The sequence below is a fragment of the Bifidobacterium sp. ESL0820 genome, from assembly GCF_052606235.1.
In genome coordinates, this window is sequence record NZ_CP199594.1 from 364,684 (window position 1) to 386,309 (window position 21,626).

Genomic DNA, 21,626 nt, shown 5'->3' on the forward strand with positions numbered 1-21,626 from the left:
TGGACCTGATCTGCTTGCCTATCCTCTGCGTATTGGGGTTGGCTGGGCGGTATGCGCAACCCTTCATTGGCATTTGATCGACTCCGACAGGCCGCTTGTGCTGTCGCCTCGGCCTTGGCGGGCTCGGCCCTGGACCTGCTGGCTCCTCGAGCCTGTGCCGGCTGCGGCCGCCCTGACCTTCTGCTCTGCCCCAGTTGCAGATCCCTGCTCTTCCGGCCCCTGTCGGTGCCTGCGCCCGCCTATGCCGTAGGTATGGCCCTGGCCTGCGCGCCCTATCGAGGACCTGTCAGGCGGATCATTCTGGCCTGGAAGGACCATGACAACCGGCCCTTGGACAGGCCGCTGGGCCAGGTCATGGCCGATCTGGCTCCAGCCCTGTCCAGGCTGATCGATCCTTTGCTCCGGCCCAAGCCTGCCGGGGCCATTTTACTGGTTCCCGCCCCCTCCTCGTCCTCATCCCTGCGAAGGCGGGGGAGGGTTCATCTGCAGCCGATCCTCCTGTCTCTGGTCCAGGCCCTGCAGCGGCAGGGCCTGACTGCCCGTGTGGAATCTGCTCTGATCATGAACTCCGTCAGGACCAAGTCTGTCCAGGCGGGCGGCCGTCGGAACCGTTCGCGTCGGCTGGCAGGCCGGATCTCGGTTGCGAATCCCTCACGGCTGTCCGGTCATCCTGTCTTGGTGGTGGACGACATCATCACCACGGGATCCACCATCCGCCAGTGCGCCCGTGCCCTGGAGACTGCGGGTGCCCTGCCTCTGGCTGCCCTGGCTCTGGCGGCTGTTCCTCCAGGCCATGAGGACCTCTAACGGGCCTGTGCTACGGCCATCTCGTCCCAGCGGGTGGTGGCCCTGGGGGAGAGCATGCCCCGGTTCATGGCCCAGTCGGCCCCCGTATCCTCGTCGCCCCGGCCCTGGCCGCGGATGCCTCCGTAGCCTACGCCCACGCGGAAGGGGCCGAAACGACGGGTGGCGTCCTCCAGGACGTCCCCCAGACCATGGGTGTCCCGGGCTGCATCCAGTCCTTCCAAGGTGTGGAAGTGGTCGGCATCAGTCAGGTCCAGCAGAACCACCCCGGCCCGGATCCAGCGGGCGTGGGGATCCACTCGGCCCTTGAGCGCCCGGCTGGCTGCGCCGGCGATGACCAGCGGGTCGTCGCTGGGATCCTCCAGGACGACGGTCCGGCCAGCTGAGCAGAACTGCTGGGGCGCATAGGGGCTGGTGGAGCAGAAGACCCGCACCCTGCCGCACAGGCCGTGCTGCCGACGCAGGCGGCGGCAGGCCTTCTGGGCGTAGATGCTCAGCGCCTGGGCCAGGGTGGCGTAGCCCTCTATGGGGTGGGAGAACATGCGCGAGCACAGAATCTGATCGGTGCGCACGCCCCTGGCGGCATCCGCCTCGGGTTCGATGCAGGGTCGCCCCCTCAATTCCAGGACGGTGCGCTGCAGCATGACGGAGAACCGATGCCGGATCAGGGAGGGATCGGCATCGCGCAGATCCAGGGCGGTGGTGATGCCCATGCCCATGAGCCTGCCGGTCAGCCGCCGGCCCACTCCCCAGACCTGGTCGATGGGCACGGATGCCAGAGCCTGGTCGCCATACTGGGACTCCACCTGGCTCCAGAGGGTGATCCCCTCGGTCGAGGGATGGTCCTTGGCCCAGTGGTTGGCCACCTTGGCCAGGGTTTTGGTAGGCGCCACACCCACGCTGACGGGAATGCCGGTGCATCGCAGGACCGCAGCGCGCAGCTCCCGGCAGATCTCGACGGTGCGCTTGTCGTTCCAGATGCTGTCCATGAAGCACTCGTCGATGGAGTAGATCTCCTGGTTGGGCAGGAAATGGGCCATGATGGCCATCATGCGCCTTGAGAGGCTGGCATAGAGCTCATAGTTGGAGCTGCGGGCCACCACTCCGTCCTGCAGGGCCCGGTCGCGAATGGTGAACCAGGGTGTGCCGTTGGTGATGCCCAGGGCCTTGGCCGGGCGGTTGCGGGCCACCACGCAGCCGTCGTTGTTGGACAGCACAACCACCGGGCGATCAGCCAGGGAGGGGTCGAAGACGGCCTCACATGAGGCAAAGAAAGAGTTGGCATCAGCCAGGACCACCCGGCCTGTCAGAGCGGTCCCGGGTGCCGGCTGGGCTGGTCTCTGCGCGCTCATGCCGACCCCCAGCCCGTGGAAGGATAGGCGGGTTTCCGGCCCTGGCTTCCCGTGCGCCTGCGTCCGTGCGGGGTATGTCCGGGATAGGTGACCTGGGGCAGGGGAGAGCCGCTCCGCGATTCGCCCTTGGTGTCCACCCGCTGCCAGTGGTAGTTGCCGATGACCACCCCCCAGATGACCAGTTCCTCGCCCTCCTGGGGCAGGAAGTCGGGGTAGTCGGGGTTCTCGGCCCGCAGCATGGTCCGTCCCTTGCGCCTGGCCAGCCGCTTGACCAGCAGCTCGTCGTCCAGGATGGCGATGACGATGTCCCCCTCGCGTGGCTCCAGTGACCGGTCGACCACCAACAGGTCCCCATCGAAGATGCCGGCTCCGGTCATGGAATCGCCGGCCACATGGATGATGAAGGTGGAGTCGGGGTGGACGATGACGTTCTGGTCGAAGCTGAAGTCGCCGCTGAAGTAGTCCTGGGCCACTGAGGGGAAGCCTGCGTGGACAGCCTCCAGGGCCTGCGGGACAGGGCTGGGGTGCCCTCGGAAGGGACTCAGGGCATCGACCCGGCACTCCGGCAGGGAAGCAGGGGCCGCCTCCGGCGACCCATGAATGGTAGCGACCATGGCACACCTCGAACTCGATGGCATTCGAACAAATGTTCGATTTCATTATGAGCCGAAGTGCGCCTCCCCGTCAATGCGGCGCGTCGGGCCCGCCGGAGCCGTCCCCGTCCCCCTCGTCCTCGTCCTCGTCGGGGTCGCGGTGATATCTGGGCAGGGTGATCTCGAAGTCCGCTCCGCGCGGATCGTCCACCACCTGCACCTGGCCTCCATGCAACTGGGCCGCCCAGCGGGCGATGGACAGCCCCAGCCCGGTGCCGCCTGACTCCGTGCCCGGGCCGGCCTTGCCCTTGACGAAGCGCCGGAAGATATCGGTACGGGCCTCGGGGGGTATCTGCGAGCCGAAGTTGACCACGTTGGTGACTATGGTCTCCTGCTGCCGGTCCTCGTGGGCCTGGATCAGCACCGTGGTGCCGTCGGCCGAGTGCTTCAGGGCGTTGCTGATGACGTTGGTGAAGAGCTGGCGCAGCCGATCCTGGTCGCCCTCCATTCTCAGGCCCTTCTCCAGATCCACCTGGATGTCATGGGCATGCCCGGCGTCGGCTATGGCCAGGGGCTGGAGGGTCTCGTCGATGAAGTCGCCGAAGTCGAAGTCCTCGATCTGCAGGCTGGCGGCTCCGGCCTCCATCCTCGACAGGTCCAGCAGGAAGGCGATCAGGTCGGACAGGCGGTGGGTCTGCTCCAGGATCCCCTCCAGGTTGGCTGGCGTGGGCTCGGTCACACCGTCCGCCATGTTCTCCACCATGGCCTGCAGGGCCGAAACAGGAGTGCGCAGCTCGTGGCTGACATTGGCCACCATGTCCCGGCGCATCTGGTCGGCGTGCTGGAGCTCCTCGGCCATCTCGTTGAAGGACTGGGCCAGGAGCCCCACCTCGTCATGGCTGGTCGTGGTGGCGTGGACCCGGACCGTGTAGTCCCCGTCGGCCATGGCCTCGGCCGCATCCCGCATCTGCCGCAGGGGAGCGGTGAGCCCTCGGGAGAAGAAGTAGGTGATCCCCAGGGCCACCACCAGGGTCAGCGGCATGGCGATCCAGCCGCTCCAGCCCATCTTCAGCAGGAACCAGGCCATGACGAAGGCGATGGCTGTGGAGATGATGATCAGGACGCTCAGCTCCACCTTCAATGAGGCGAAGGATCCAATGGGCCGTTCCCGGTCCACACGCGCACTCAGACTGGGCCCCTTGCGCCGGCTTCTGCCGTCCTTGCTCATAGCGTGCATCCGCGGCTGCTACCGCTGGTCCTGTTCCTGATCCTCGGGCGGCTCGAAGGCGTAGCCCACGCCATGCACGGTGCGGATCATCTGCGAGCCCAGCTTGTGGCGCAGGGCCTTGACGTGGGAGTCCACCGTCCTGGTGCCCGAGGCATCCACCCAGTCCCAGACCTCCTCCAACAGCTTCTCGCGGGTGAGCACGGACTTGGGCCGGCGGGCCAGCGTGGCCAGCAGGTCGAATTCGGTGGGTGTCAGGTGGATCTGCTCCCCGCGCAGGGTCACGATGCGCTGGGCCGGGTCGATGACCAGGGATCCGAAGTCCAGCACCTTCTCGTTCTCGGAGTTCTTGGCGATGACCTTGGCCCTCTCCACCCGGCGCAGGAGGGCCTTGCAGCGTGCGATCAGCTCGCGCATGGAGAAGGGCTTGGTCATGTAGTCGTCGGCTCCGGCGCCCAGACCGGTCACCTTGTCGGCCTCGTCGTCCCTGGCGGTCAGAATCAGCACCGGCACCGGCCGCTCGGCCACGATCCGCTTGGTGGCCTCCAGTCCGTCCATGACGGGCAGCATGATGTCCATGATGACCAGGTCGGGCTTGATCTGGGAAGCGGCCTGCACGGCGCTGGCACCGTCCGATGCCACCCGGGCCGTCCACCCTTCGGCGGTGATGCGCTGGGCTATGGCAGTGGCCAGGGTGGGTTCGTCCTCAACCACCAGGATGGTGCTGGGTGTAGTGTAGCGGCTTGTGTTTCTGATCATGCCTACCTCTGTCTTCGATCACTGATCCGCAAAACGATGCTCGTCATGCGGGGTGGAGCCTTGTCGGCATTCGTTCCACCACCGTCGTTTCTTCCAGAATAGTCTTCAGAGCCTCCAGGGGAAGTGTGCTCGCGGAGAATCGCGTCGTCCCAGGGCGCCCGTCAGCAAGTCCATGCGCAATGGCATTATTATATGGTATTTTCTCGACTCGTTCTGGAGGGCATATGGGTTACAAGGTCGGTGACATGGTCGTCTATCCGCGTCATGGGGCCGCCAGGGTGGACGCCATCACCGAACGGACCGTCAAGGGCGTCACCCGCAAGTACCTGCAGCTGTCCGTGCTCTCCTCGGACGGACTGGTCATCAACGTCCCCGTCGAGAACGCGGCCAAGGTGGGCGTCAGGGACATCGTCGACGCCAAGGCGGTGGCCAAGGTCTTCGAGATCCTGCGCACCCCGGTGGTCGAGGAGAAGGAGATGAACTGGTCTCGCCGCTACAAGCTGAACGTGGAGAAGATCGCCACCGGCGAGGTCAACAAGATCGCCGAGGTGGTGCGCGACCTCTCCCAGCGCGATGTGGACGAGCACGGGCTGTCGGCAGGCGAGAAGCGGATGCTGATCAAGGCCCGCAAGATCCTGACCTCCGAGATCGCCCTGTCCGAGAAGCTGGACGAGGACGAGGCCCAGCGCCTGCTGGATGTCAATCTGGGCTATGCGGAGCCCATGCCCGGCGACGACAAGCACCATACCAAGTCCCCCAAGGAGCCGGCTTCCAAGACCCTGGCACGGGTGGCCCAGGAGGCCGCCAAGACCAAGGGCAAGGGCAAGACCAAGGCCAAGCGCTGAGACCGGAGCCGGTCATGGGCCATCCAAGCATTGGACTGGGCTTTGACGCCCATCGCTTTGATCCAACCGGCGGGCGTCCCCTCTGGCTGGCCTGTCTGTCCTGGAATGACGGAACCCCCGGCCTGCTGGGCGATTCTGACGGCGATGCAGCCGCCCATGCCCTGATCGATGCCATCCTGTCAGCCGCCGATCTGGGCGATATCGGCACCCTGTTCGGCCTGGGAGCGCAGGCCCCTGGAGCGGGCATGCATGGGTCGGCCATGCTGGAGGAGACCATGGACTGTCTGCATGGGCACGGTCGCAGGCTGCTCAACGCCTCCCTGGTCATCGTCGGCCAGCGCCCCAGAATTTCCTCGCGTCGTCACCTGGCCCAGCAGGCCATGAGCCAGGCTGTCGGGGCACCGGTTCGGCTGACTGCCACCACCACTGACGGCATGGGCTTTGCCGGTCACAACGAGGGCATCGCCGTCATGGCCACCGCCCTGGTGGACTGACCGGCATCAGGCGCGCAGGGCCGCCCATCCCTTGGCCAGAGCCCAGAAGAGGGTGGACAGGGTCACGATGACGAAGCTGGGAGGGGCCGGCACCATGGCCGAGATCACCAGGCCTCCCCAGATTGAAGCCAGGCAGATCAATCCCGATAGAAACATGGCCCGCAGGGGAGAGGCCACCAGGATGTTGGCCGTGGCCGCCGGGGTGACGACCAGAGCGAAGATGAGCAGGGTCCCCACTGCCGGCACGGCGATGGTGATGACGCCGGCCATGATGGCCATGAAGGTCAGGTTCATCAGCCCGATGGGCACGCCGCGAGCCTGGGCCACCTGCTCATCCAGGGAGCTGAAGAGCAGGGGCCGGTAGATCAGGGCCAGCAGGATCAGCAGGATCGCATCGAAGATGATGAAGCCGACGACCTGGCCCCGGGTGATGGTCAGGATGGATCCGAAGAGGATGGCCTGCATCTGCTGGGAGGCCGAGCTGGACATCCTGGCGAAGAAGAGCCCCAGGCCGGTGGCGAAGGCCAGGACCGTGCCCGTGGCGATCTCCCTCTGGGAGGCCCGCTTGCCCAGAGCTCCGATGACCAGCGCCCCGCCCAGGGCGAACAGGCCCATGCCGGCAGAGACCGGCAGCCCTAGCAGGACGGCCCCCGTGGCGCCGGGCAGGCCGATGTGGGCCAGGGCGTGGGCGGCGAAGGTGGAGTGTCTGGCGATGGTGAAGTAGCCCATGGCTCCGGCGGCCACGGCGATGCACAATCCGGCCACCATGGCATTGCGCATGAAGGGGGCGGCGAGAATCTCCGTCCAATGGGGGTCGAAGACTGGCGTGGTCATGAGTTCCTTTCCCGGTCCGTCCCGTGCAGGCGGGCCACCTGGCTGGGTTGGTAGCGATTGTGGACGGGCCCGATCGGCTCGTCCATGTCGGGGGCCACGAACATGTCCCCCTGGGGAGTGGTGACCACCTCCACCTTGGTGCCGTAGAGGTGGGTGAGCAGGTCCGAGTCCAGCACGTCGTCCATGCGGGCGTAATGAGGGTGCCCGTCCAGCAGATAGACCGCCCCGGTCAGCACAGGCAGCAGCATGTTCAGGTCGTGGGCCACCACCTGGATGGACATGCCCAGACGGCTGTTGAGCTGCGCCAGCAGGTGGACGGTGGCGCGCTGCCCGGCCAGGTCCAGATTGGCCAGGGGCTCGTCGAGCATGAGCAGATCAGGATCGCAGACCAGGGCCTGGGCGATGGCCACCCGCTGCCGCAGGCCGCCGGAGAGCTGGGAAAGGCGCAGGTGGGCCCTGTCCTCCACGCCGACGAAGCGCATGGCCTCTCTGGCGCGCTCGCGGTCCTGCCGGGTGACGGGGTGAATGCCGAACCGGGTGCCGGTCAGCCCCAGCAGGACGGATTGTTCGGCCGTCAGGTTGGAGTCGATGTCCGAGGTGTAGCTCTGGGGTACGTAGCCGATGCGGTCGTTGGCTTGGCCGGCCGGCTGCCCAAGGACCCGCAGGCTGCCGGCGTCCAGGGGGAGCAGACCCAGTTCGGCCTGCATCATGCTGGTCTTGCCCGTGCCGTTGGTGCCCACGATGGCGGTCACGGTCCCCGAGGGGATGGCGAAGGTTCCTTCAGACCAGATCAGCCGTCCGGATCGGCGGATGGCGGCATGGTCGAAGACGATGCAGGCCTGCGTGGATGTGCTGTCCGTGTCCGTATCCATGGCTTCCTTTCCTGCACGGGCTCAAAATGGTGAACCTGCTCTTATTGAGCATGATTCTCATTATCGCTGGGGAGGGGACAGCACGCAACTTCAGCAGTCGAGTCCTCCCGTCCCGGCCCTTGGACGGAGCTTCCGGTCGGGGTGGAATCTGCGCTAGTCTGGCCCAGACGACTTCGACAAGGGTTTGCGCCCGCTTGGATGATGGAGATGTATTGACTGCAGTGAAACTGGACGGCAAGGCGGCGGCTGCGGAACTCAAGGAGGACCTGCGCGCTCGCGTGGCGAGGCTGACGGCCATGGGACGCACTCCTGGGCTGGGGACCATCCTGGTGGGGGATGACCCCGGTTCGGTCAAATACGTAGAGGGCAAGCACCGGGACTGCAGCCAGGTGGGCATCAGGTCGATCAGGGTTGATCTGCCCGCCGATGCCGGCAAGGAGCGGATTCTTGCTGCGGTGGATCAGCTCAACCAGGATCCTGAATGCACCGGCTACATCGTCCAGCTGCCCCTGCCCGAGGGCGTGGATCCCACCGAGATCATCGATCGCATCGATCCGGCCAAGGACGCCGACGGCATGCATCCTTACAACCTGGGCCAGCTGGTCCTGCATACCGACGGCCGGGTGCGGACCCCCCTGCCCTGCACCCCGCGGGGTATCCTGCACCTGCTGGACCATTACGGGATTGACCTGGCCGGCAAGGAGGTCTGCGTGCTGGGCCGAGGATTGACCGTGGGCCGCACCATCGGGCTGCTCTTGACCAACCGCGGGGTGGATGCCACCGTGACCCTCTGCCATACCCGCACCAAGGACATTGACGCCCATCTGCGCAGGGCTGACGTGATCATCGCGGCCGTGGGCCGAGCCGGGCTGGTTGGTCCGGACCAGGTTCGCCAGGGTGCCGTCCTGGTGGATGTAGGCGTCTCCCGGATCTGGGATCAGCAGGAGGGGCGCTGGCGGATCAAGGGCGACATCGATCCGGCCGCCAGGCTGTCTGCAGCCGCCTATACGCCCAATCCTGGCGGGGTGGGGCCCATGACCCGGGCCATGCTCCTGGTCAATGTGGTCGAATCCGCTGAGCGGGCCGCCGGAATCCCTGCCTGCGACACGCCCGAGGTCTCCCGGCGACAATGACCGCAGTGTCTCCTATCATGGAGAATGTTCGCGCCTGCCGGCGGGAACGCATAACTCAATACGGAAAAAATATCCACCAACTATACAAGAAACAATTTAATTAATGGCAGAGAACAAGAAGGAAGTCCCCCAGGTCGCGGTCAATGACATCGGGTCCGAGGAAGACTTCATCAAGGCAGTCGATTCCACCATCAAGAACTTCGACGATGGGGATCTGGTCGAGGGGACGGTCGTTAAGATCGACCATGACGAGGTTCTGCTGGACATCGGCTACAAGACCGAGGGCGTGATTCCCTCCCGCGAGCTTTCCATCAAGAAGGATGTCGATCCCGACGATGTGGTCCAGGTCGGTGACACCATCGAGGCTCTGGTCGTCACCAAGGAGGACAAGGAAGGCCGCCTGATCCTGTCCAAGAAGCGTGCCCAGTACGAGCGCGCCTGGGGCGACATCGAGAAGATCAAGGAGGCTGACGGCGTCGTTGAGGGCACCGTCATCGAGGCCGTCAAGGGCGGGCTCATCGTCGACATCGGCCTGCGCGGCTTCCTGCCCGCATCCCTGGTCGAGATGCGCCGCGTGCGCGACCTGTCTCCCTACATCGGGCAGAAGATCAAGGCCAAGATCCTGGAGCTGGACAAGAACCGCAACAACGTGGTCCTCTCCCGCCGCCAGTACCTGGAGGAGACCCAGTCCGAGGTGCGCGAGACCTTCATGGCCCAGCTCAAGAAAGGCCAGATCCGCGAGGGCACGGTCAGCTCCATCGTCAACTTCGGCGCCTTCGTCGACCTGGGCGGTGTGGACGGCCTGATCCACGTCTCCGAGCTCTCCTGGAAGCACATCGATCACCCCAGCGAGGTCGTCAAGGTGGGCGACAAGGTCACCGTCGAGGTGCTGGATGTCGATATGGACCGCGAGCGCATCTCGCTGTCCCTCAAGGCCACCCAGGAAGATCCCTGGCAGCGCTTCGCCCGGACCCACGTGCCCGGACAGATCGTCAAGGGCAAGGTCACCAAGATCGTGCAGTTCGGCGTCTTCGTCTCCGTCGAGGACGGCATCGAGGGCCTGGTCCACATCTCCGAGCTGGCCAACCGCCACGTGGAGAACCCCGAGACCGTGGTCAAGCAGGGCGAGGAGATCTTCGTCAAGGTCATCGACGTCGACCTGGATCGCCGCCGCATCTCCCTGTCCCTCAAGCAGGCCGACGACTCCGTCGACCCGACCTCCGAGGACTTCGATCCGGCCATCTACGGCATGCCCGCCGAGTACGACGAGGAGGGCAACTACAAGTACCCCGAGGGCTTCGATCCCGAGAGCAACGAGTGGATCGCCGGCTACGAGAAGCAGCGGGAGGAGTGGGAGTCCCAGTATGCGGCCGCCCACGACCTCTGGGAGCAGCACAAGGCCTTCGTGGCCAAGGAGCTGGAGAACGCCGAGGCTTCGGCCGCCGAGGACAGCCGGTCCTCCCAGGTGCCCGCCTCCGGTTCGCGCTCCCGCCGTCAGAGCTCCGAGGAGACCACCAACTACAGCTCGGAGTCCAGCTCCGAGGGCACCTTGGCCTCCGACGACCAGCTGGCCGCCCTGCGCGAGCAGCTGCTCAAGGAAAAGAAGTGAGCATCAAGCGGTGAATGGAGGGGTCCGGCCTCGGTCGGGCCCCTCCATTTGTATCTGCTGCCATAAGGGATATGCGGGAGGTCGGGATGATACGTGTGGGGTTGACTGGCGGGATAGCGGCCGGCAAGAGCACGGTGGCGGCTCGGCTGGCTCAGGACGGGGCCAAGGTCATTGACTACGACCGGCTCTCCCATGAGGTCATCGCCCCAGGCGGACCCGGCGTAGGGCCGGTCTTGGAGCGGTTCGGTTCAGACTGCGGGGACGGTCGTGGTGGAGTGGACAGGTCAGCCCTGGCGGCGCGGGTCTTCGGCGGGCCGGCGGCCGACCGGGACCGCGAGGACCTGGACGACATCATCCATCCGCTGGTCTATGAGCTGGCCGCCAAGGCCGAGCAGCCCTGGCTGGAGGGTTCCGAGGTGGTGGTCCATGAGGTGCCCCTGCTGACCGAGGTGGGCTCAGCCATTCCTTTTCATTTCGACAGGGTCCTGCTGGTGGAGGCCCCAAGCCAGGTGAGGATTGCGCGTATGGTGAATCAGCGGCATATGACGCCAAGCCAGGCTGTTGAGCGCATCGGTTCCCAGACCAGCAGCAGTTCGCGACGCGCTCAGGCCGATCTGTTGGTGGACGGATCCCAGCCTATCGAACAAATGTTCGAGTCTGTTGATAGAATATATGAAGAGCTGAAATCCTTGGCCCGGGGATCCTCGCACAGCGACTGAGGGGCCTTGGGCGAATGACGCATCCTGGAAGGGAGTTTCATGGGGTTCAACATTGAGCGGACCGACAAGCCCTTCGTGGTCAAGTCTCCCTACAAGCCCTCCGGCGACCAGCCAGAGGCCATCGAGGAGCTGGCCACGCGGATCGAGAACGGCGAGAACGACGTGGTGCTCATGGGCGCCACCGGCACCGGCAAGACCGCGACCACGGCCTGGCTGATCGAGCGCCTGCAGCGGCCCACTCTGATTCTGGAGCCCAACAAGACCCTGGCCGCCCAGCTCTGCGCCGAGTTCCGCGAGCTCATGCCCGACAATGCGGTCTCCTACTTCGTCTCCTACTACGACTACTACCAGCCCGAGGCCTACATCCCTCAAACGGATACCTATATCGAGAAGGACTCGAACATCAACGACGACGTGGAGCGGCTCCGGCACGCCGCCACGGCCAACCTGCTGACCAGGCGCGACTGTGTGGTGGTGGCCACCGTCTCCTGCATCTACGGCTTGGGCACGCCCGAGGAATACGCCGGACGCATGCTCTTCCTGCACGAGGGTGACCGGATCAACCGGGACGACCTGCTGCGCAAGTTCGTGGACATGCAGTACAAGCGCAACGACATCGCCTTCACCCGAGGCACCTTCCGCGTGCGCGGCGACACAGTCGAGATCATCCCCGTCTATGAGGAGCTGGCCGTCCGCATCGAATTCTTCGGGGACGAGATCGACCGCATCTCCACACTGCACCCGCTGACCGGGGACGAGATCGCCCATGAGACCTCCGTGCACATCTTCCCCGCCTCCCACTATGTGGCCGGTCCCGAGCGGATGGAGCGCGCCCTGAAGACCATCAAGGAGGAGCTGGACTGGCGTGTGGGCCAGCTGCGCAAGCAGGGCAAGGAGCTGGAGGCCCAGAGGCTGACCATGCGCACCACCTACGACCTGGAGATGCTCACCCAGATCGGCACCTGCTCCGGAGTGGAGAACTATTCCCGCCACTTCGACGGGCGCGAACCCGGTTCCCCGCCCCACACCCTGCTGGACTTCTTCCCCGACGACTTCCTGTTGGTCATCGACGAGTCCCATGTGACGGTTCCCCAGATTGGAGCCATGTACGAGGGGGATGCCAGCCGCAAGCGGACCCTGGTCGAGCACGGCTTCCGTCTGCCCTCGGCCATGGACAACCGTCCCCTGAAGTGGCCGGAGTTCCTGGACAAGGTGGGCCAGACCGTCTACCTGTCGGCTACGCCTGGCGACTACGAGATGGGCCTGTCCGACGGTGTGGTGGAGCAGGTCATCCGACCCACAGGCCTGTTGGATCCCGAGGTGGAGGTCAGGCCTGTCAAGGGCCAGGTGGACGACCTCCTGGACGAGATCAAGGCCCGGGTGGAACGTCACGAGCGGGTTCTGGTGACCACGCTGACCAAGAAGATGGCCGAGGATCTGACCGACTATCTGCTCGAGCGCGACATCAAGGTGGAGTACCTGCACTCGGACGTGGACACCCTGCGGCGGGTGGAGCTCCTGCGGGAGCTGCGCGAGGGCAAGATCGACGTCATTGTGGGCATCAACCTCCTGCGCGAGGGGCTGGATCTGCCCGAGGTCTCCCTGGTGGCCATCCTGGATGCGGACAAGGAGGGCTTCCTGCGCTCCTACCGGTCCCTGATCCAGACCATCGGCCGTGCGGCCAGGAACGTGTCCGGCAAGGTCATCATGTACGCGGACGAGGTCACCGACTCCATGGACAAGGCCATCAGCGAGACCAACCGTCGCCGGGCCAAGCAGATCGCCTACAACAAGGAGCACGGCGTGGATCCCAAGCCGCTGATCAAGAAGATCAGCGACGTCAACGACATGCTGGCCAAGGAGGATGTGGACACCCAGACCCTGCTGGCGGGCGGCTACCGCAACGCCAACAAGGCCGGCAATTCCCACCTGGGCGTGCCCCTCTACGACAAGGAGGAGGCCGACAAGCGGCATCAGGAGATACTCCAGGCCGGTCTGCCGGCGCAGGACCTTGCCGACCTGATCCGTCAGCTGAGCGACCAGATGCACACGGCTGCGCAACAGCTGCAGTTCGAGCTTGCGGCTCGTCTGCGCGACGAAATCAAGGATCTGAAGAAGGAGCTGCGGCAGATGACCGAGGCCAAAAAGTAAGTAGGCCAAAAAGCAAGTTCGGCCTGTGATGTGGAGGCAAGAGCATCACAGGCCCGACCTGCAGACCGCTGCCTGTGAGGATGTCCTACGGGCAGACGGGGGAGACGAGCACGTCATATCTTGCCGCTAGAGTCTGGTGATATGTCTGAGACACCTCTGCCGTTCATGGTTGTCAGCCTGGTTGTGCTGGCCGTCTTCTTCGTGGTCGATCTTCTGGTGATCGGGCGCCGGCCGCACGTGCCTTCGACCGGCGAGTGCGTCAGGCACATCGGCTTCTTCGTGGTCATGGCTCTGATTTTTGGTGCTTTGATCTGGAAGGTGGCCGGATCCAAGCCGGCCATCGAGTTCTATTCGGGCTGGCTGACCGAATACTCGCTCAGCATCGACAACCTCTTCGTCTTCGTCATCATCATGAGCAATTTCGCCGTGCCCCTGCAGCTTCAGCGCTATGTGCTCAGCGTCGGCATCACCATCGCCCTGGTGCTGCGCGGCGTCTTCATCCTGGCCGGGACGGCGCTGATCACCCGTTTCACCTGGGTCTTCTTCATCTTCGGCTTCTTCCTGCTCTATACCGCCTGGAACATGGTCTCCAGCCGGGGCAAGCAGGAGGAGTACCACGAGAACGGGCTGATCAGGGCCCTGCGACGGGTCATCCCCATCACCAGCCATTACGACGGTGAGCGTCTGCGGACCACCTTCGAGGGCAAGCGCTACTTCACGCCCATGCTGGTGGTCTTCCTGGCCATCGGCACCACCGATGTCATGTTCGCCTTTGACTCCATTCCAGCCATCTTCGGACTGACCAAGGATCCCTTCATCGTCTTCACCTCCAATGTCTTCGCCCTGCTGGGCCTGCAGCAGCTCTACTTCCTGCTGGGATCCCTGCTGGACAAGCTGGAGTATCTGCCCCTGGGGCTGGCTGTGGTCCTGGCCTTCATCGGCGTCAAGCTGATCATGGAGGCTCTGCACGGCAATACATTGCCCTTCATCAACGGCGGACGGCCCCTGACAGCCGTGCCGGATATACCGACCTGGGCATCCCTGCTGGTCATCGTCCTGGCCGTAGGCATCGCCGCTCTGGCTTCGGTGCTCAAGAGCCGTCGTCAGTCCCTTGAAACCGCCTCGCAGGGGAAAAACCAATAAACAATCCTTTGAATCACAAGGGTTGTTAGCGCTAACGGGAAATAGTGGTTCCTATCAGGCCGAGTCTGTACAATAGAACGGTAAACAGGAAAAAGAACAGGCAGGTAGCATATGCGCAAAGCCAAGATCGTCGACACCATCGGGCCGGCTTCGGAGTCGCTGGAAAACATTACCAAGCTGGTCAAGGCCGGCATGGATGTGGCCAGGCTCAACCGGTCGCACGGCACCCCTGAAGATCACCTCAAGGTTTACAACAACGTCCGTCAGGCCAGCAAGGAGACTGGACGAAATGTGGCGGCCCTGGTCGATCTGCAAGGTCCCAAGATTCGCTGTGGTTGGTTCAAGAAGAACGAGCAGGGCGAAGACAAGGTCGTCCTCAAGGAGGGCCAGGAGTTCATCATCACCACCGACGATGTCGAGGGTGACGAGCACATGACCTCCACCACCTTCAAGGGTCTGCCCGGGGACTGCCACCCCGGCGATCCCATCCTGATCGACGACGGCAAGGTCCGCCTGGAGGTCACCAAGGTCGAGGGCAGCCAGGTCCACACCAAGGTGGTCGTGGCCGGTCCTGTCTCCTCCCACAAAGGCATCAACCTGCCTGGTGTGGCCGTGAGCCTGCCGGCGCTGACCCCCAAGGACGAGGAGGATCTGCGCTGGGGCATCCGCACCGGCGCCGACATCATCGCCATGTCCTTCGTCCGCTTCGCCACCGACATCGACCGCGCCCACGAGATCATGGACGAGGAGGGTCGCCGCATCCCCATCGTGGCCAAGATCGAGAAGCCCCAGGCTGTTGAGAACCTGGAGGAGATCGTCAAGGCCTTCGACGGCATCATGGTGGCCCGCGGCGATATGGCTGTGGAGATGCCCTTCGAGCAGGTCCCACTGGTGACCAAGCGCTGCATCGAGCTGGCCCGTCAGTACGCCAAGCCGGTCATCGTCGCCACCGAGGTCCTGGGCTCCATGGTGCATTCGCCCATCCCCAGCCGCGCTGAGGCCTCCGACTGCGCCAACGCCGTTCTTGACGGCGCCGATGCCACCATGACCTCCAATGAGACCGCCGTGGGCGAATACCCCGACACCACGGTGTCCACCATGGCCCGGATCTCCGACTACGCCACCACGCACGGCTTCGACCGTATCCCGGCCATGCACAACCTGGATATGTCCAACTCTGGCGCCGTCTCCTCCGCCGCCGTGGATCTGGCCGACAAGATCAACGCCAAGGCCATCGTGGCTTTCACCCAGACGGGCAACACCGTGCACCGGATCTCTCGCGAGCGTCCGGCTGCCCCCATCTATGCACTGACCACCAATGAGCACACCTATCATTGGCTGGCCTTGAGCTGGGGCACCGAGGCGTTCCTCTGCGGGCAGGACTACCACGACTTCAATCGCGCAGACCTGATGAACTTCGTGGACTCCACCTTGAAGAAGCAGGGCAAGGTCTCCGACGGCGACTGCCTGGTGGTGCTCAGCTGCGCCCAGGGCGAGCATGAGCCGGGCAACACCGACTGCATCTACGTCCACACCGTGGGCTCCAACGAGTGATTCTCGGATTTGCCGCCCGACTGTCGATTGAGTCAGTCAGGCGGACCCTGAGATTCCCAAGATGCTGATGAAGCAGTGAACCGGTGGTCTTTCCCCGTTGGTAGATGCAGGGGGAGAGGCCACCGGTTCCTTGTCTGAAGGTGCCAGTCTCAACCAGATATGTCAACCTGTGAAAACGTCAGTGCAGGTCGGAAAGTCCGATTTTGGCCCGCAGGATGGCGATGGTGGTTTTGGCGTCCAGTATGGTTCCTGCAATCACCATGTCGTAGGCCTCATCCACGGTGAAGAGTCGCACGTTCTGGTGCGGGGTCTCTGGTGCCAGGCTGGCCGGCTGGACCGGGGTAAGGCCCTCCGCGTAGAAGAGCGTGGTGTGCTGGGTGGAGAAGCTGGGAGTGTTGATGAACCTCGCGAACTGGTTAAAGGAGGCAGCCTTGTATCCGGCCTCCTCGCGCAACCGCCTGGTGGCCACATCGATGGGGGCTTCCTTGTCGTTGAGCGGATGCCCGGCCGGCAGCTCAAGGGTCCAGCGGTGGGTGGGCAGACGGTACTGCTCGACCAGCGGTATCCTTCCGTCGTCGGTGATGGCCAGGACGGCGATGGTGTCTCCATGCTTCTCGCTGACGATGCTGCGATCGAAGGTCTGATTGTCGCTGGATTCAAAGGTGACCCTGTCGACGCTGAAGTAGTGGCTGTCCATAATCTGCTTGCGGGCCTTCTCCTGGACGGGGGAGGTGCGCCAAGGATCGAACCGTCGATAGATCTGAGTGGTCATCATGCTCTCCTTCGACTGCTGATGTGCCTGTATACATAACTGTCTTCATTCTAAGGCAGATTCAACACGAATAACCTTGCGTCGTCGCCAAAGTATGGTAGATTCTCTGTGGTAACGAAAAGCCCCCGTATCCCAATTGGTAGAGGAAACGGCCTCAAAATCCGTGCAGTGTGAGTTCGAGTCTCACCGGGGGCACGATAAAGCGAACCCCATCCGTCCCTCATCGGTTTTAGGTGAAGATCGGTTGGACTTTCAGGAAATGAGGTTGAAAGTGGCTTCAGAGAGTAAGAACCGCAGCGATTCCCCCGAAGGGCGGACCGTGGTTGTGGCGGAGGACGAGGCTTTGATCAGGCTCGATACCGTCGAAGCTCTCGAGGATGCCGGCTATGACGTGGTCGGCCAGGCGGCCAGCGGCCAGGAGGCCATTGATCTGACTCGCGAGCTGAGGCCCGACGTGGTGGTCATGGATGTGAAGATGCCTGGCACTGACGGCATTACCGCCGCCACTGAGATCGGCAAGGAGAACCTGGCCCCGGTGGTTATGCTGACGGCGTTCTCCCAGCAGAGCCTGGTTGAGAAGGCGGCTGATGCAGGAGCCATGGCCTACGTGGTCAAGCCTTTCGCTCCTGAAAAGCTGCTGCCGGCCCTTGAGGTGGCTATCTCGCGCTTTGACCAGATCAACGCCCTGAAGGACGAGGTCACCGACATGAAGGCCCGTTTCGAGGCCCGCAAGCGGGTGGACAGGGCCAAGGGTCTGCTCATGGAGAGCATGGGCATGACCGAGTCCGAGGCCTTCCGCTGGATCCAGAAGACCTCCATGGACCGCAGGCTGACCATGCAGGAGGTGGCCGACGTGGTCATCAACAACGTGGCCAACCAGAACGACCGTTAGCCCTCCCATGGAAGACCAGACGAAGAAGCAGGACAAGGACGGCCGCACCCTGCTGGTCGTCGATGGACATTCGCTGGCCTTCCGGGCCTTCTATGCCCTTCCCGTCGAGAGTTTCACCACCTCGACCGGGCAGCCCACCAACGCGGTGTGGGGATTTGCCACCATGCTGGCGGATGTCATGGCCAAGGAGAAGCCCACCCATATGGGCGTGGCCTTTGACGTCAAAGGCGGCACCTTCCGCAATGCCATGCTGCCCCAGTACAAGGGCACCCGTGAAGCCGCCCCCAAGGAGCTGCTGACCCAGCTGCCCCTGATCCAGGACCTGCTCAAGGGCCTGGGCATCACCTATATTGAAAAGCCCGGCTACGAGGGCGACGACATCATCGGCACGCTGGCCACCATGGGGGAGCAGGCCGGGTTCAAGACCCTGGTCCTGTCAGGGGACCGGGATGCCTTCCAGCTGGTGGATGACGACGTCACTGTGCTCTACCCCGGCCACCACTTCAAGAACCTCAAGCACATGACCCCCCAGACCATCATGGACCGCTACAAGGTGACCCCGGAGCAGTATCCCGATCTGGCCGCCATGCGCGGCGAGGGCGCCGACAACATCCCTGGCGTGCCGGGCGTGGGCGACGGCTACGCCGCCAAGTGGATCAACAAGTACGGATCGCTGGATTCCATTCTGGAGCACGCCGACGAGATCGGCGGCAAGAAGGGCCAGGCCCTGGCGGAGAACGCCGACCAGGTCCGGCTCAACCGGAAGGTCAACGCCCTGGTGCGCGACCTGGATCTGGGCGTGAAGGTGGAGGACCTGCATTTCGGCACCATCCACACGGATCAGGTCCTGCCCATCTTCGAGCAGCTGCAGTTCGGCCCGCAGACCCGTAAGAAAATCCTGCGCGGATTCAACACGGTAGCCGATTACGATTACTCTCCAGCCTCGGCACTGGTCGATGTCAGCAACAAGCAGGAGGAGTTCACCCAGCCCGAGCGTGATAAGGCGGAGTCGGCCGACCAGCTGCGGGACTGGTGCGAGAAGCATCTGCCGGACAAGTCCCTTTGCCGACAATCGGCGGACCATGTCAAGGCCATGGCCGATTCCCTGGATAATGTCAAGGACATCGGCGACTCCGACCAGAATGCCATGCGCTGCAGCGAGGCCATGAAGGAGCATTGGGTTCTCCACGCCATCGGCTGGGCCAAGCACGGCGACTACGGCTTGGAGGAGCTGTCCATTCTCTCCATGGACGGCCACGGCCTGGTCCTCATGGCGGAAGACATTGACGAAGACATGCGTGAGGCCATCCAGGAGCTGATCGACCAGCGGATCGGCACCTGCGTGGTCCATGGCTACAAGGAGCACCTGCACCTCCTGGAGAGCCAGGGGCTGCACATGCCCCTGCCCCTGTTCGACACCAAGCTGGCAGGCTATCTGGCTGAGCCTGATTTTCATGCCGACAACCTGGAGCAGGCCGTAGCACACTTCCTGGCCATCCCCGTAGAGGAGGAGCCCGAGGCTACCCAGGGGGCCCTGGCCCTGGACGGGCGAGAGGATGAGGACGAACGTCGGCGGGGGACCCGGATTCTTCGCCAGGCGCAGTACGTCATGATGGTCTCCGAGCGTCTGCAGGAGCTCATGGACGAGCGCCACCAGTACGGCCTGCTGCGCACCATAGAGCTGCCCACCTCCGCAGTCCTGGCGCAGATGGAGACCGAAGGCGCCAAGGTGGATGATGCCCGCCTGAAGGAGATGCACGACCGGTTCGCCGCCGGGGCCCGCCAGGCTCAGGAAATCGCCTGGGACAGGGCCGGCAGCCGTGTCAACCTGCAGAGCCCCAAGCAACTGAGCAAGGTGCTCTTCGACGACATGGGCCTGGTGCCCACCCACAGGACCAAGACCGGTTCCTACTCGACCAATGTCTCGGTTCTGCAGGACCTGTACATCAAGTCGGTCAACAACGAGCGTGCCAACGACTTTCTGGGCGCCCTGCTCAAGCACAGGGAGACCAACAAGCTCAAGCAGATCGTGCAGACCCTGCGCGAGGCTGTCAATCCTCGGGATGGAAGGCTGCACACCACCTACGAGCAGACCGTGGCCGCCACCGGACGGCTGAGCTCGGTCGATCCCAACCTGCAGAACATCCCCAACCGGGATGCCCGGGGCCGCGAGATTCGTTCGGCCTTCGTGCCCGGCAGCGGGTACGAGGCGCTGCTCTCCTCGGACTACTCCCAGGTGGAGCTGCGGATCATGGCTCATCTTTCCGGGGACCAGGCCCTGATCGACGCCTTCAAGTCGGGCGCTGACTTCCACCGGTACGTGGCCAGCCTGGTCTATGACATCCCCATGGAGGAGGTCACCGGGGACCAGCGTTCCCACGTGAAGGCCATGAGCTACGGCCTGGCCTATGGACTGAGCACCTATGGCCTGGCCCAGCAGCTCAAGATCAGCCCGGCTGCGGCCGACGTGCTGCGCGCCAAGTACTTCGCCACCTTCGGCAAGGTCCATGAGTATCTGGAATCCCTGGTGGCCGACGCCCGGGAGAAGGGTTACACCGAGACCATGTTCGGGCGGCGGCGCTACTTCCCTGGGCTGCGCTCCAAGCGCCGTCCCACCCGCGAGGCCGCCGAGAGGGCCGCCCTGAACGCACCCATCCAAGGGTCGGCTGCCGACATCATGAAGATCGCCATGATCAAGGCCAGCCGTGCCTTGTCCGATCAGGGGCTGAAGAGTCGCATCTCCCTGCAGATCCACGATGAATTGCTGGTGGAGATCGCTCCCGGCGAGACCGACAAGGCCACCAAGCTGGTCAAGGATTCCATGGAACATGCCGTTGAATTGGCCGTGCCCTTGGATGTGTCCACCGGCATTGGCCAAGATTGGGAGCTGGCTGCTCACTGACCTGACATGGGGTGGCCTGGGATCAGCAAGATCCGAGGAGGGATCGTCATGCTTGATGAACAGGATGAGGTTCAGAGGCCTTCAGTGCCTCTGGGCCAGGTGGTGGATCTGCTGGAGGGGCTCTACCCTCTGGACTACGCGGAGGACTGGGACCATCCAGGCTTGGTGGCGGGCGATCCGTCCTGGCCGGTCAGACGGATCTGGTGCGCTGTGGACCCTCGGCCCGATGTGGTTCAGGAGGCTCTGGATCACAAGGCCGACCTGCTGATCACTCACCATCCGCTTTTCTTCAGATCGGTCCACCAGGTTTCCGGCCTTGACTTCCGCGGGGATATAATAACCAGGCTGATCGAGGGCCATTGCGGGCTCTGGGTGGGGCATACCAACGCTGATGCCGCCTACCGCGGCGTGGCCCAGGCGGCTGCCGATGCCCTGGGCCTGCAGGAGGCGCGACCGCTGGCCCCTCAGCCGGTCTCAAACCGCGACCTGCACGCCGATCAGGGAATCCAGGTAGGCCTGGGTCGTTGGGGACAGCTTCCTAAGCCGACCCCATTTGAGGATTTGGTTCATACAGTGGCGGATCTCCTGCGCAAGACGGCTCTGGGCGTTCAGGCGGTCGGTCCGTCCGATGCCATGGTCTCCACAGTCGCCCTGCTGCCCGGATCGGGGGACTCCGAGTTCGATCTGGTCCGGTCCACGGGGGCCGATGTCTACATCACCAGCGATCTGCGCCATCACCCTGCCACGGACGCCTACCAACAGGCCCTCTATGAGGCCAGGATGGCCGGTCGGCCCAATCAGCCCAGACCCATGCTGATCAACACCCCGCACTCGGCAATTGAGAGCCTCTGGTTCCACTACGCCAAGGGAGACATTGCCAGGGCCCTGGAGACGGCTACCGGTGTTCGCCCGCAGGTGGAGGTCTCATCAATCGTCACAGACCCTTGGACCATGGTGGTGCGCTGACGGCTGG

At 64.0% G+C, this 21,626-nt stretch carries 19 protein-coding genes and 1 tRNA gene; 13 read left to right on the forward strand and 7 right to left on the reverse strand.

The window, feature by feature from the left end; translation table 11 throughout:
* Positions 1-66: 66 nt before the first annotated feature.
* Positions 67-807 carry a ComF family protein gene (locus ACUIAH_RS01510; RefSeq protein WP_445341170.1) on the forward strand — a complete coding sequence of 247 codons (741 nt, stop codon included), beginning with the start codon at positions 67-69 and terminating at the stop codon, positions 805-807.
* Here ACUIAH_RS01510 and ACUIAH_RS01515 read toward each other — a convergent pair.
* The 4 genes from ACUIAH_RS01515 to ACUIAH_RS01530 all read right to left on the reverse strand — a co-directional run bounded on the left by ACUIAH_RS01515 (position 804) and on the right by ACUIAH_RS01530 (position 4,733).
* Positions 804-2,156, reverse strand: coding sequence for a Y-family DNA polymerase (locus ACUIAH_RS01515; protein ID WP_306220964.1), 1,353 nt, complete (start codon positions 2,154-2,156; stop codon positions 804-806). The genes ACUIAH_RS01510 and ACUIAH_RS01515 overlap by 4 nt on opposite strands.
* Positions 2,153-2,770, reverse strand: coding sequence for a LexA family protein (locus tag ACUIAH_RS01520; RefSeq protein ID WP_144085689.1), 618 nt, complete (start codon positions 2,768-2,770; stop codon positions 2,153-2,155). Before ACUIAH_RS01520 ends, ACUIAH_RS01515 begins: the two co-directional genes overlap by 4 nt.
* Positions 2,771-2,840: 70 nt before the next feature.
* Complete coding sequence (locus ACUIAH_RS01525; protein WP_445341519.1) at positions 2,841-3,977, reverse strand: sensor histidine kinase; 1,137 nt, start codon at positions 3,975-3,977, stop codon at positions 2,841-2,843.
* Between the two features lie 18 nt (positions 3,978-3,995).
* The gene (locus ACUIAH_RS01530; protein WP_045924564.1) at positions 3,996-4,733 is read right to left on the reverse strand and encodes a response regulator transcription factor; all 738 of its coding nucleotides are present in this window, start codon (positions 4,731-4,733) and stop codon (positions 3,996-3,998) included.
* A gap of 224 nt (positions 4,734-4,957) precedes the next feature.
* Between ACUIAH_RS01530 and ACUIAH_RS01535 the strand changes: the two genes are divergently transcribed.
* Together ACUIAH_RS01535 and ACUIAH_RS01540 are read left to right on the forward strand one after the other, a co-directional pair.
* On the forward strand, positions 4,958-5,578 hold the full coding sequence (locus tag ACUIAH_RS01535) for a CarD family transcriptional regulator (RefSeq protein ID WP_024627346.1): 621 nt from the start codon (positions 4,958-4,960) through the stop codon (positions 5,576-5,578).
* Between the two features lie 14 nt (positions 5,579-5,592).
* The gene (locus ACUIAH_RS01540; RefSeq protein WP_445341171.1) at positions 5,593-6,072 is read left to right on the forward strand and encodes a 2-C-methyl-D-erythritol 2,4-cyclodiphosphate synthase; all 480 of its coding nucleotides are present in this window, start codon (positions 5,593-5,595) and stop codon (positions 6,070-6,072) included.
* A 6-nt stretch (positions 6,073-6,078) separates the two neighbouring features.
* Here the strand turns inward: ACUIAH_RS01540 and ACUIAH_RS01545 are convergent, their stop codons facing one another.
* Positions 6,079-6,906: a metal ABC transporter permease gene (locus ACUIAH_RS01545; protein ID WP_445341172.1), complete on the reverse strand. Its 828-nt coding sequence runs from the start codon at positions 6,904-6,906 to the stop codon at positions 6,079-6,081.
* Complete coding sequence (locus tag ACUIAH_RS01550; protein WP_445341173.1) at positions 6,903-7,778, reverse strand: ABC transporter ATP-binding protein; 876 nt, start codon at positions 7,776-7,778, stop codon at positions 6,903-6,905. The genes ACUIAH_RS01545 and ACUIAH_RS01550 overlap by 4 nt, the downstream gene beginning before the upstream one ends.
* 212 nt (positions 7,779-7,990) lie before the next feature.
* Between ACUIAH_RS01550 and ACUIAH_RS01555 the strand changes: the two genes are divergently transcribed.
* The 6 genes from ACUIAH_RS01555 to pyk all read left to right on the forward strand — a co-directional run bounded on the left by ACUIAH_RS01555 (position 7,991) and on the right by pyk (position 16,087).
* A complete protein-coding gene (locus ACUIAH_RS01555; RefSeq protein WP_445341174.1) occupies positions 7,991-8,911 on the forward strand; it encodes a bifunctional methylenetetrahydrofolate dehydrogenase/methenyltetrahydrofolate cyclohydrolase in 921 nt (306 codons plus the stop codon).
* A gap of 103 nt (positions 8,912-9,014) precedes the next feature.
* On the forward strand, positions 9,015-10,520 hold the full coding sequence (gene rpsA / locus ACUIAH_RS01560; RefSeq protein ID WP_445341175.1) for a 30S ribosomal protein S1: 1,506 nt from the start codon (positions 9,015-9,017) through the stop codon (positions 10,518-10,520).
* A gap of 71 nt (positions 10,521-10,591) precedes the next feature.
* Complete coding sequence (gene coaE / locus ACUIAH_RS01565) at positions 10,592-11,239, forward strand: dephospho-CoA kinase (protein ID WP_445341176.1); 648 nt, start codon at positions 10,592-10,594, stop codon at positions 11,237-11,239.
* A 39-nt stretch (positions 11,240-11,278) separates the two neighbouring features.
* Positions 11,279-13,390 carry an excinuclease ABC subunit UvrB gene (gene uvrB, locus ACUIAH_RS01570; protein WP_045924557.1) on the forward strand — a complete coding sequence of 704 codons (2,112 nt, stop codon included), beginning with the start codon at positions 11,279-11,281 and terminating at the stop codon, positions 13,388-13,390.
* A 141-nt stretch (positions 13,391-13,531) separates the two neighbouring features.
* Positions 13,532-14,533: a TerC family protein gene (locus ACUIAH_RS01575; RefSeq protein ID WP_445341177.1), complete on the forward strand. Its 1,002-nt coding sequence runs from the start codon at positions 13,532-13,534 to the stop codon at positions 14,531-14,533.
* A 111-nt stretch (positions 14,534-14,644) separates the two neighbouring features.
* Complete coding sequence (gene pyk / locus ACUIAH_RS01580) at positions 14,645-16,087, forward strand: pyruvate kinase (protein ID WP_101432486.1); 1,443 nt, start codon at positions 14,645-14,647, stop codon at positions 16,085-16,087.
* A 178-nt stretch (positions 16,088-16,265) separates the two neighbouring features.
* Here pyk and ACUIAH_RS01585 read toward each other — a convergent pair whose 3' ends face one another.
* Complete coding sequence (locus ACUIAH_RS01585; protein WP_024627356.1) at positions 16,266-16,859, reverse strand: NUDIX domain-containing protein; 594 nt, start codon at positions 16,857-16,859, stop codon at positions 16,266-16,268.
* A gap of 121 nt (positions 16,860-16,980) precedes the next feature.
* On the opposite strand from ACUIAH_RS01585, the gene ACUIAH_RS01590 reads away from it, so the two are divergent.
* The 4 genes from ACUIAH_RS01590 to ACUIAH_RS01605 all read left to right on the forward strand — a co-directional run bounded on the left by ACUIAH_RS01590 (position 16,981) and on the right by ACUIAH_RS01605 (position 21,619).
* Positions 16,981-17,054: transfer RNA gene (locus ACUIAH_RS01590), tRNA-Leu, on the forward strand.
* Positions 17,055-17,118: 64 nt separating this feature from the next.
* Complete coding sequence (locus ACUIAH_RS01595; RefSeq protein ID WP_197071164.1) at positions 17,119-17,751, forward strand: ANTAR domain-containing response regulator; 633 nt, start codon at positions 17,119-17,121, stop codon at positions 17,749-17,751.
* Between the two features lie 7 nt (positions 17,752-17,758).
* Positions 17,759-20,653: a DNA polymerase I gene (gene polA, locus ACUIAH_RS01600; protein ID WP_445341178.1), complete on the forward strand. Its 2,895-nt coding sequence runs from the start codon at positions 17,759-17,761 to the stop codon at positions 20,651-20,653.
* A gap of 48 nt (positions 20,654-20,701) precedes the next feature.
* Positions 20,702-21,619 (forward strand): Nif3-like dinuclear metal center hexameric protein, encoded by a 918-nt coding sequence (locus tag ACUIAH_RS01605; protein ID WP_445341179.1) that lies wholly within the window; start codon positions 20,702-20,704, stop codon positions 21,617-21,619.
* Positions 21,620-21,626 lie beyond the last annotated feature (7 nt).

Coding starts and splice junctions, on each gene's coding strand:
- ACUIAH_RS01515 (WP_306220964.1), bottom strand. CDS start 2,156: ATGAGCGCGCAGAGACCAGCCCAGCCGGCACCCGGGACCGCTCTGACA.
- ACUIAH_RS01520 (WP_144085689.1), bottom strand. CDS start 2,770: ATGGTCGCTACCATTCATGGGTCGCCGGAGGCGGCCCCTGCTTCCCTG.
- ACUIAH_RS01525 (WP_445341519.1), bottom strand. CDS start 3,977: ATGAGCAAGGACGGCAGAAGCCGGCGCAAGGGGCCCAGTCTGAGTGCG.
- ACUIAH_RS01530 (WP_045924564.1), bottom strand. CDS start 4,733: ATGATCAGAAACACAAGCCGCTACACTACACCCAGCACCATCCTGGTG.
- ACUIAH_RS01535 (WP_024627346.1), top strand. CDS start 4,958: ATGGGTTACAAGGTCGGTGACATGGTCGTCTATCCGCGTCATGGGGCC.
- ACUIAH_RS01540 (WP_445341171.1), top strand. CDS start 5,593: ATGGGCCATCCAAGCATTGGACTGGGCTTTGACGCCCATCGCTTTGAT.
- ACUIAH_RS01545 (WP_445341172.1), bottom strand. CDS start 6,906: ATGACCACGCCAGTCTTCGACCCCCATTGGACGGAGATTCTCGCCGCC.
- ACUIAH_RS01550 (WP_445341173.1), bottom strand. CDS start 7,778: ATGGATACGGACACGGACAGCACATCCACGCAGGCCTGCATCGTCTTC.
- rpsA (WP_445341175.1), top strand. CDS start 9,015: ATGGCAGAGAACAAGAAGGAAGTCCCCCAGGTCGCGGTCAATGACATC.
- coaE (WP_445341176.1), top strand. CDS start 10,592: ATGCGGGAGGTCGGGATGATACGTGTGGGGTTGACTGGCGGGATAGCG.
- uvrB (WP_045924557.1), top strand. CDS start 11,279: ATGGGGTTCAACATTGAGCGGACCGACAAGCCCTTCGTGGTCAAGTCT.
- ACUIAH_RS01575 (WP_445341177.1), top strand. CDS start 13,532: ATGTCTGAGACACCTCTGCCGTTCATGGTTGTCAGCCTGGTTGTGCTG.
- pyk (WP_101432486.1), top strand. CDS start 14,645: ATGCGCAAAGCCAAGATCGTCGACACCATCGGGCCGGCTTCGGAGTCG.
- ACUIAH_RS01585 (WP_024627356.1), bottom strand. CDS start 16,859: ATGACCACTCAGATCTATCGACGGTTCGATCCTTGGCGCACCTCCCCC.
- ACUIAH_RS01595 (WP_197071164.1), top strand. CDS start 17,119: ATGAGGTTGAAAGTGGCTTCAGAGAGTAAGAACCGCAGCGATTCCCCC.
- polA (WP_445341178.1), top strand. CDS start 17,759: ATGGAAGACCAGACGAAGAAGCAGGACAAGGACGGCCGCACCCTGCTG.
- ACUIAH_RS01605 (WP_445341179.1), top strand. CDS start 20,702: ATGCTTGATGAACAGGATGAGGTTCAGAGGCCTTCAGTGCCTCTGGGC.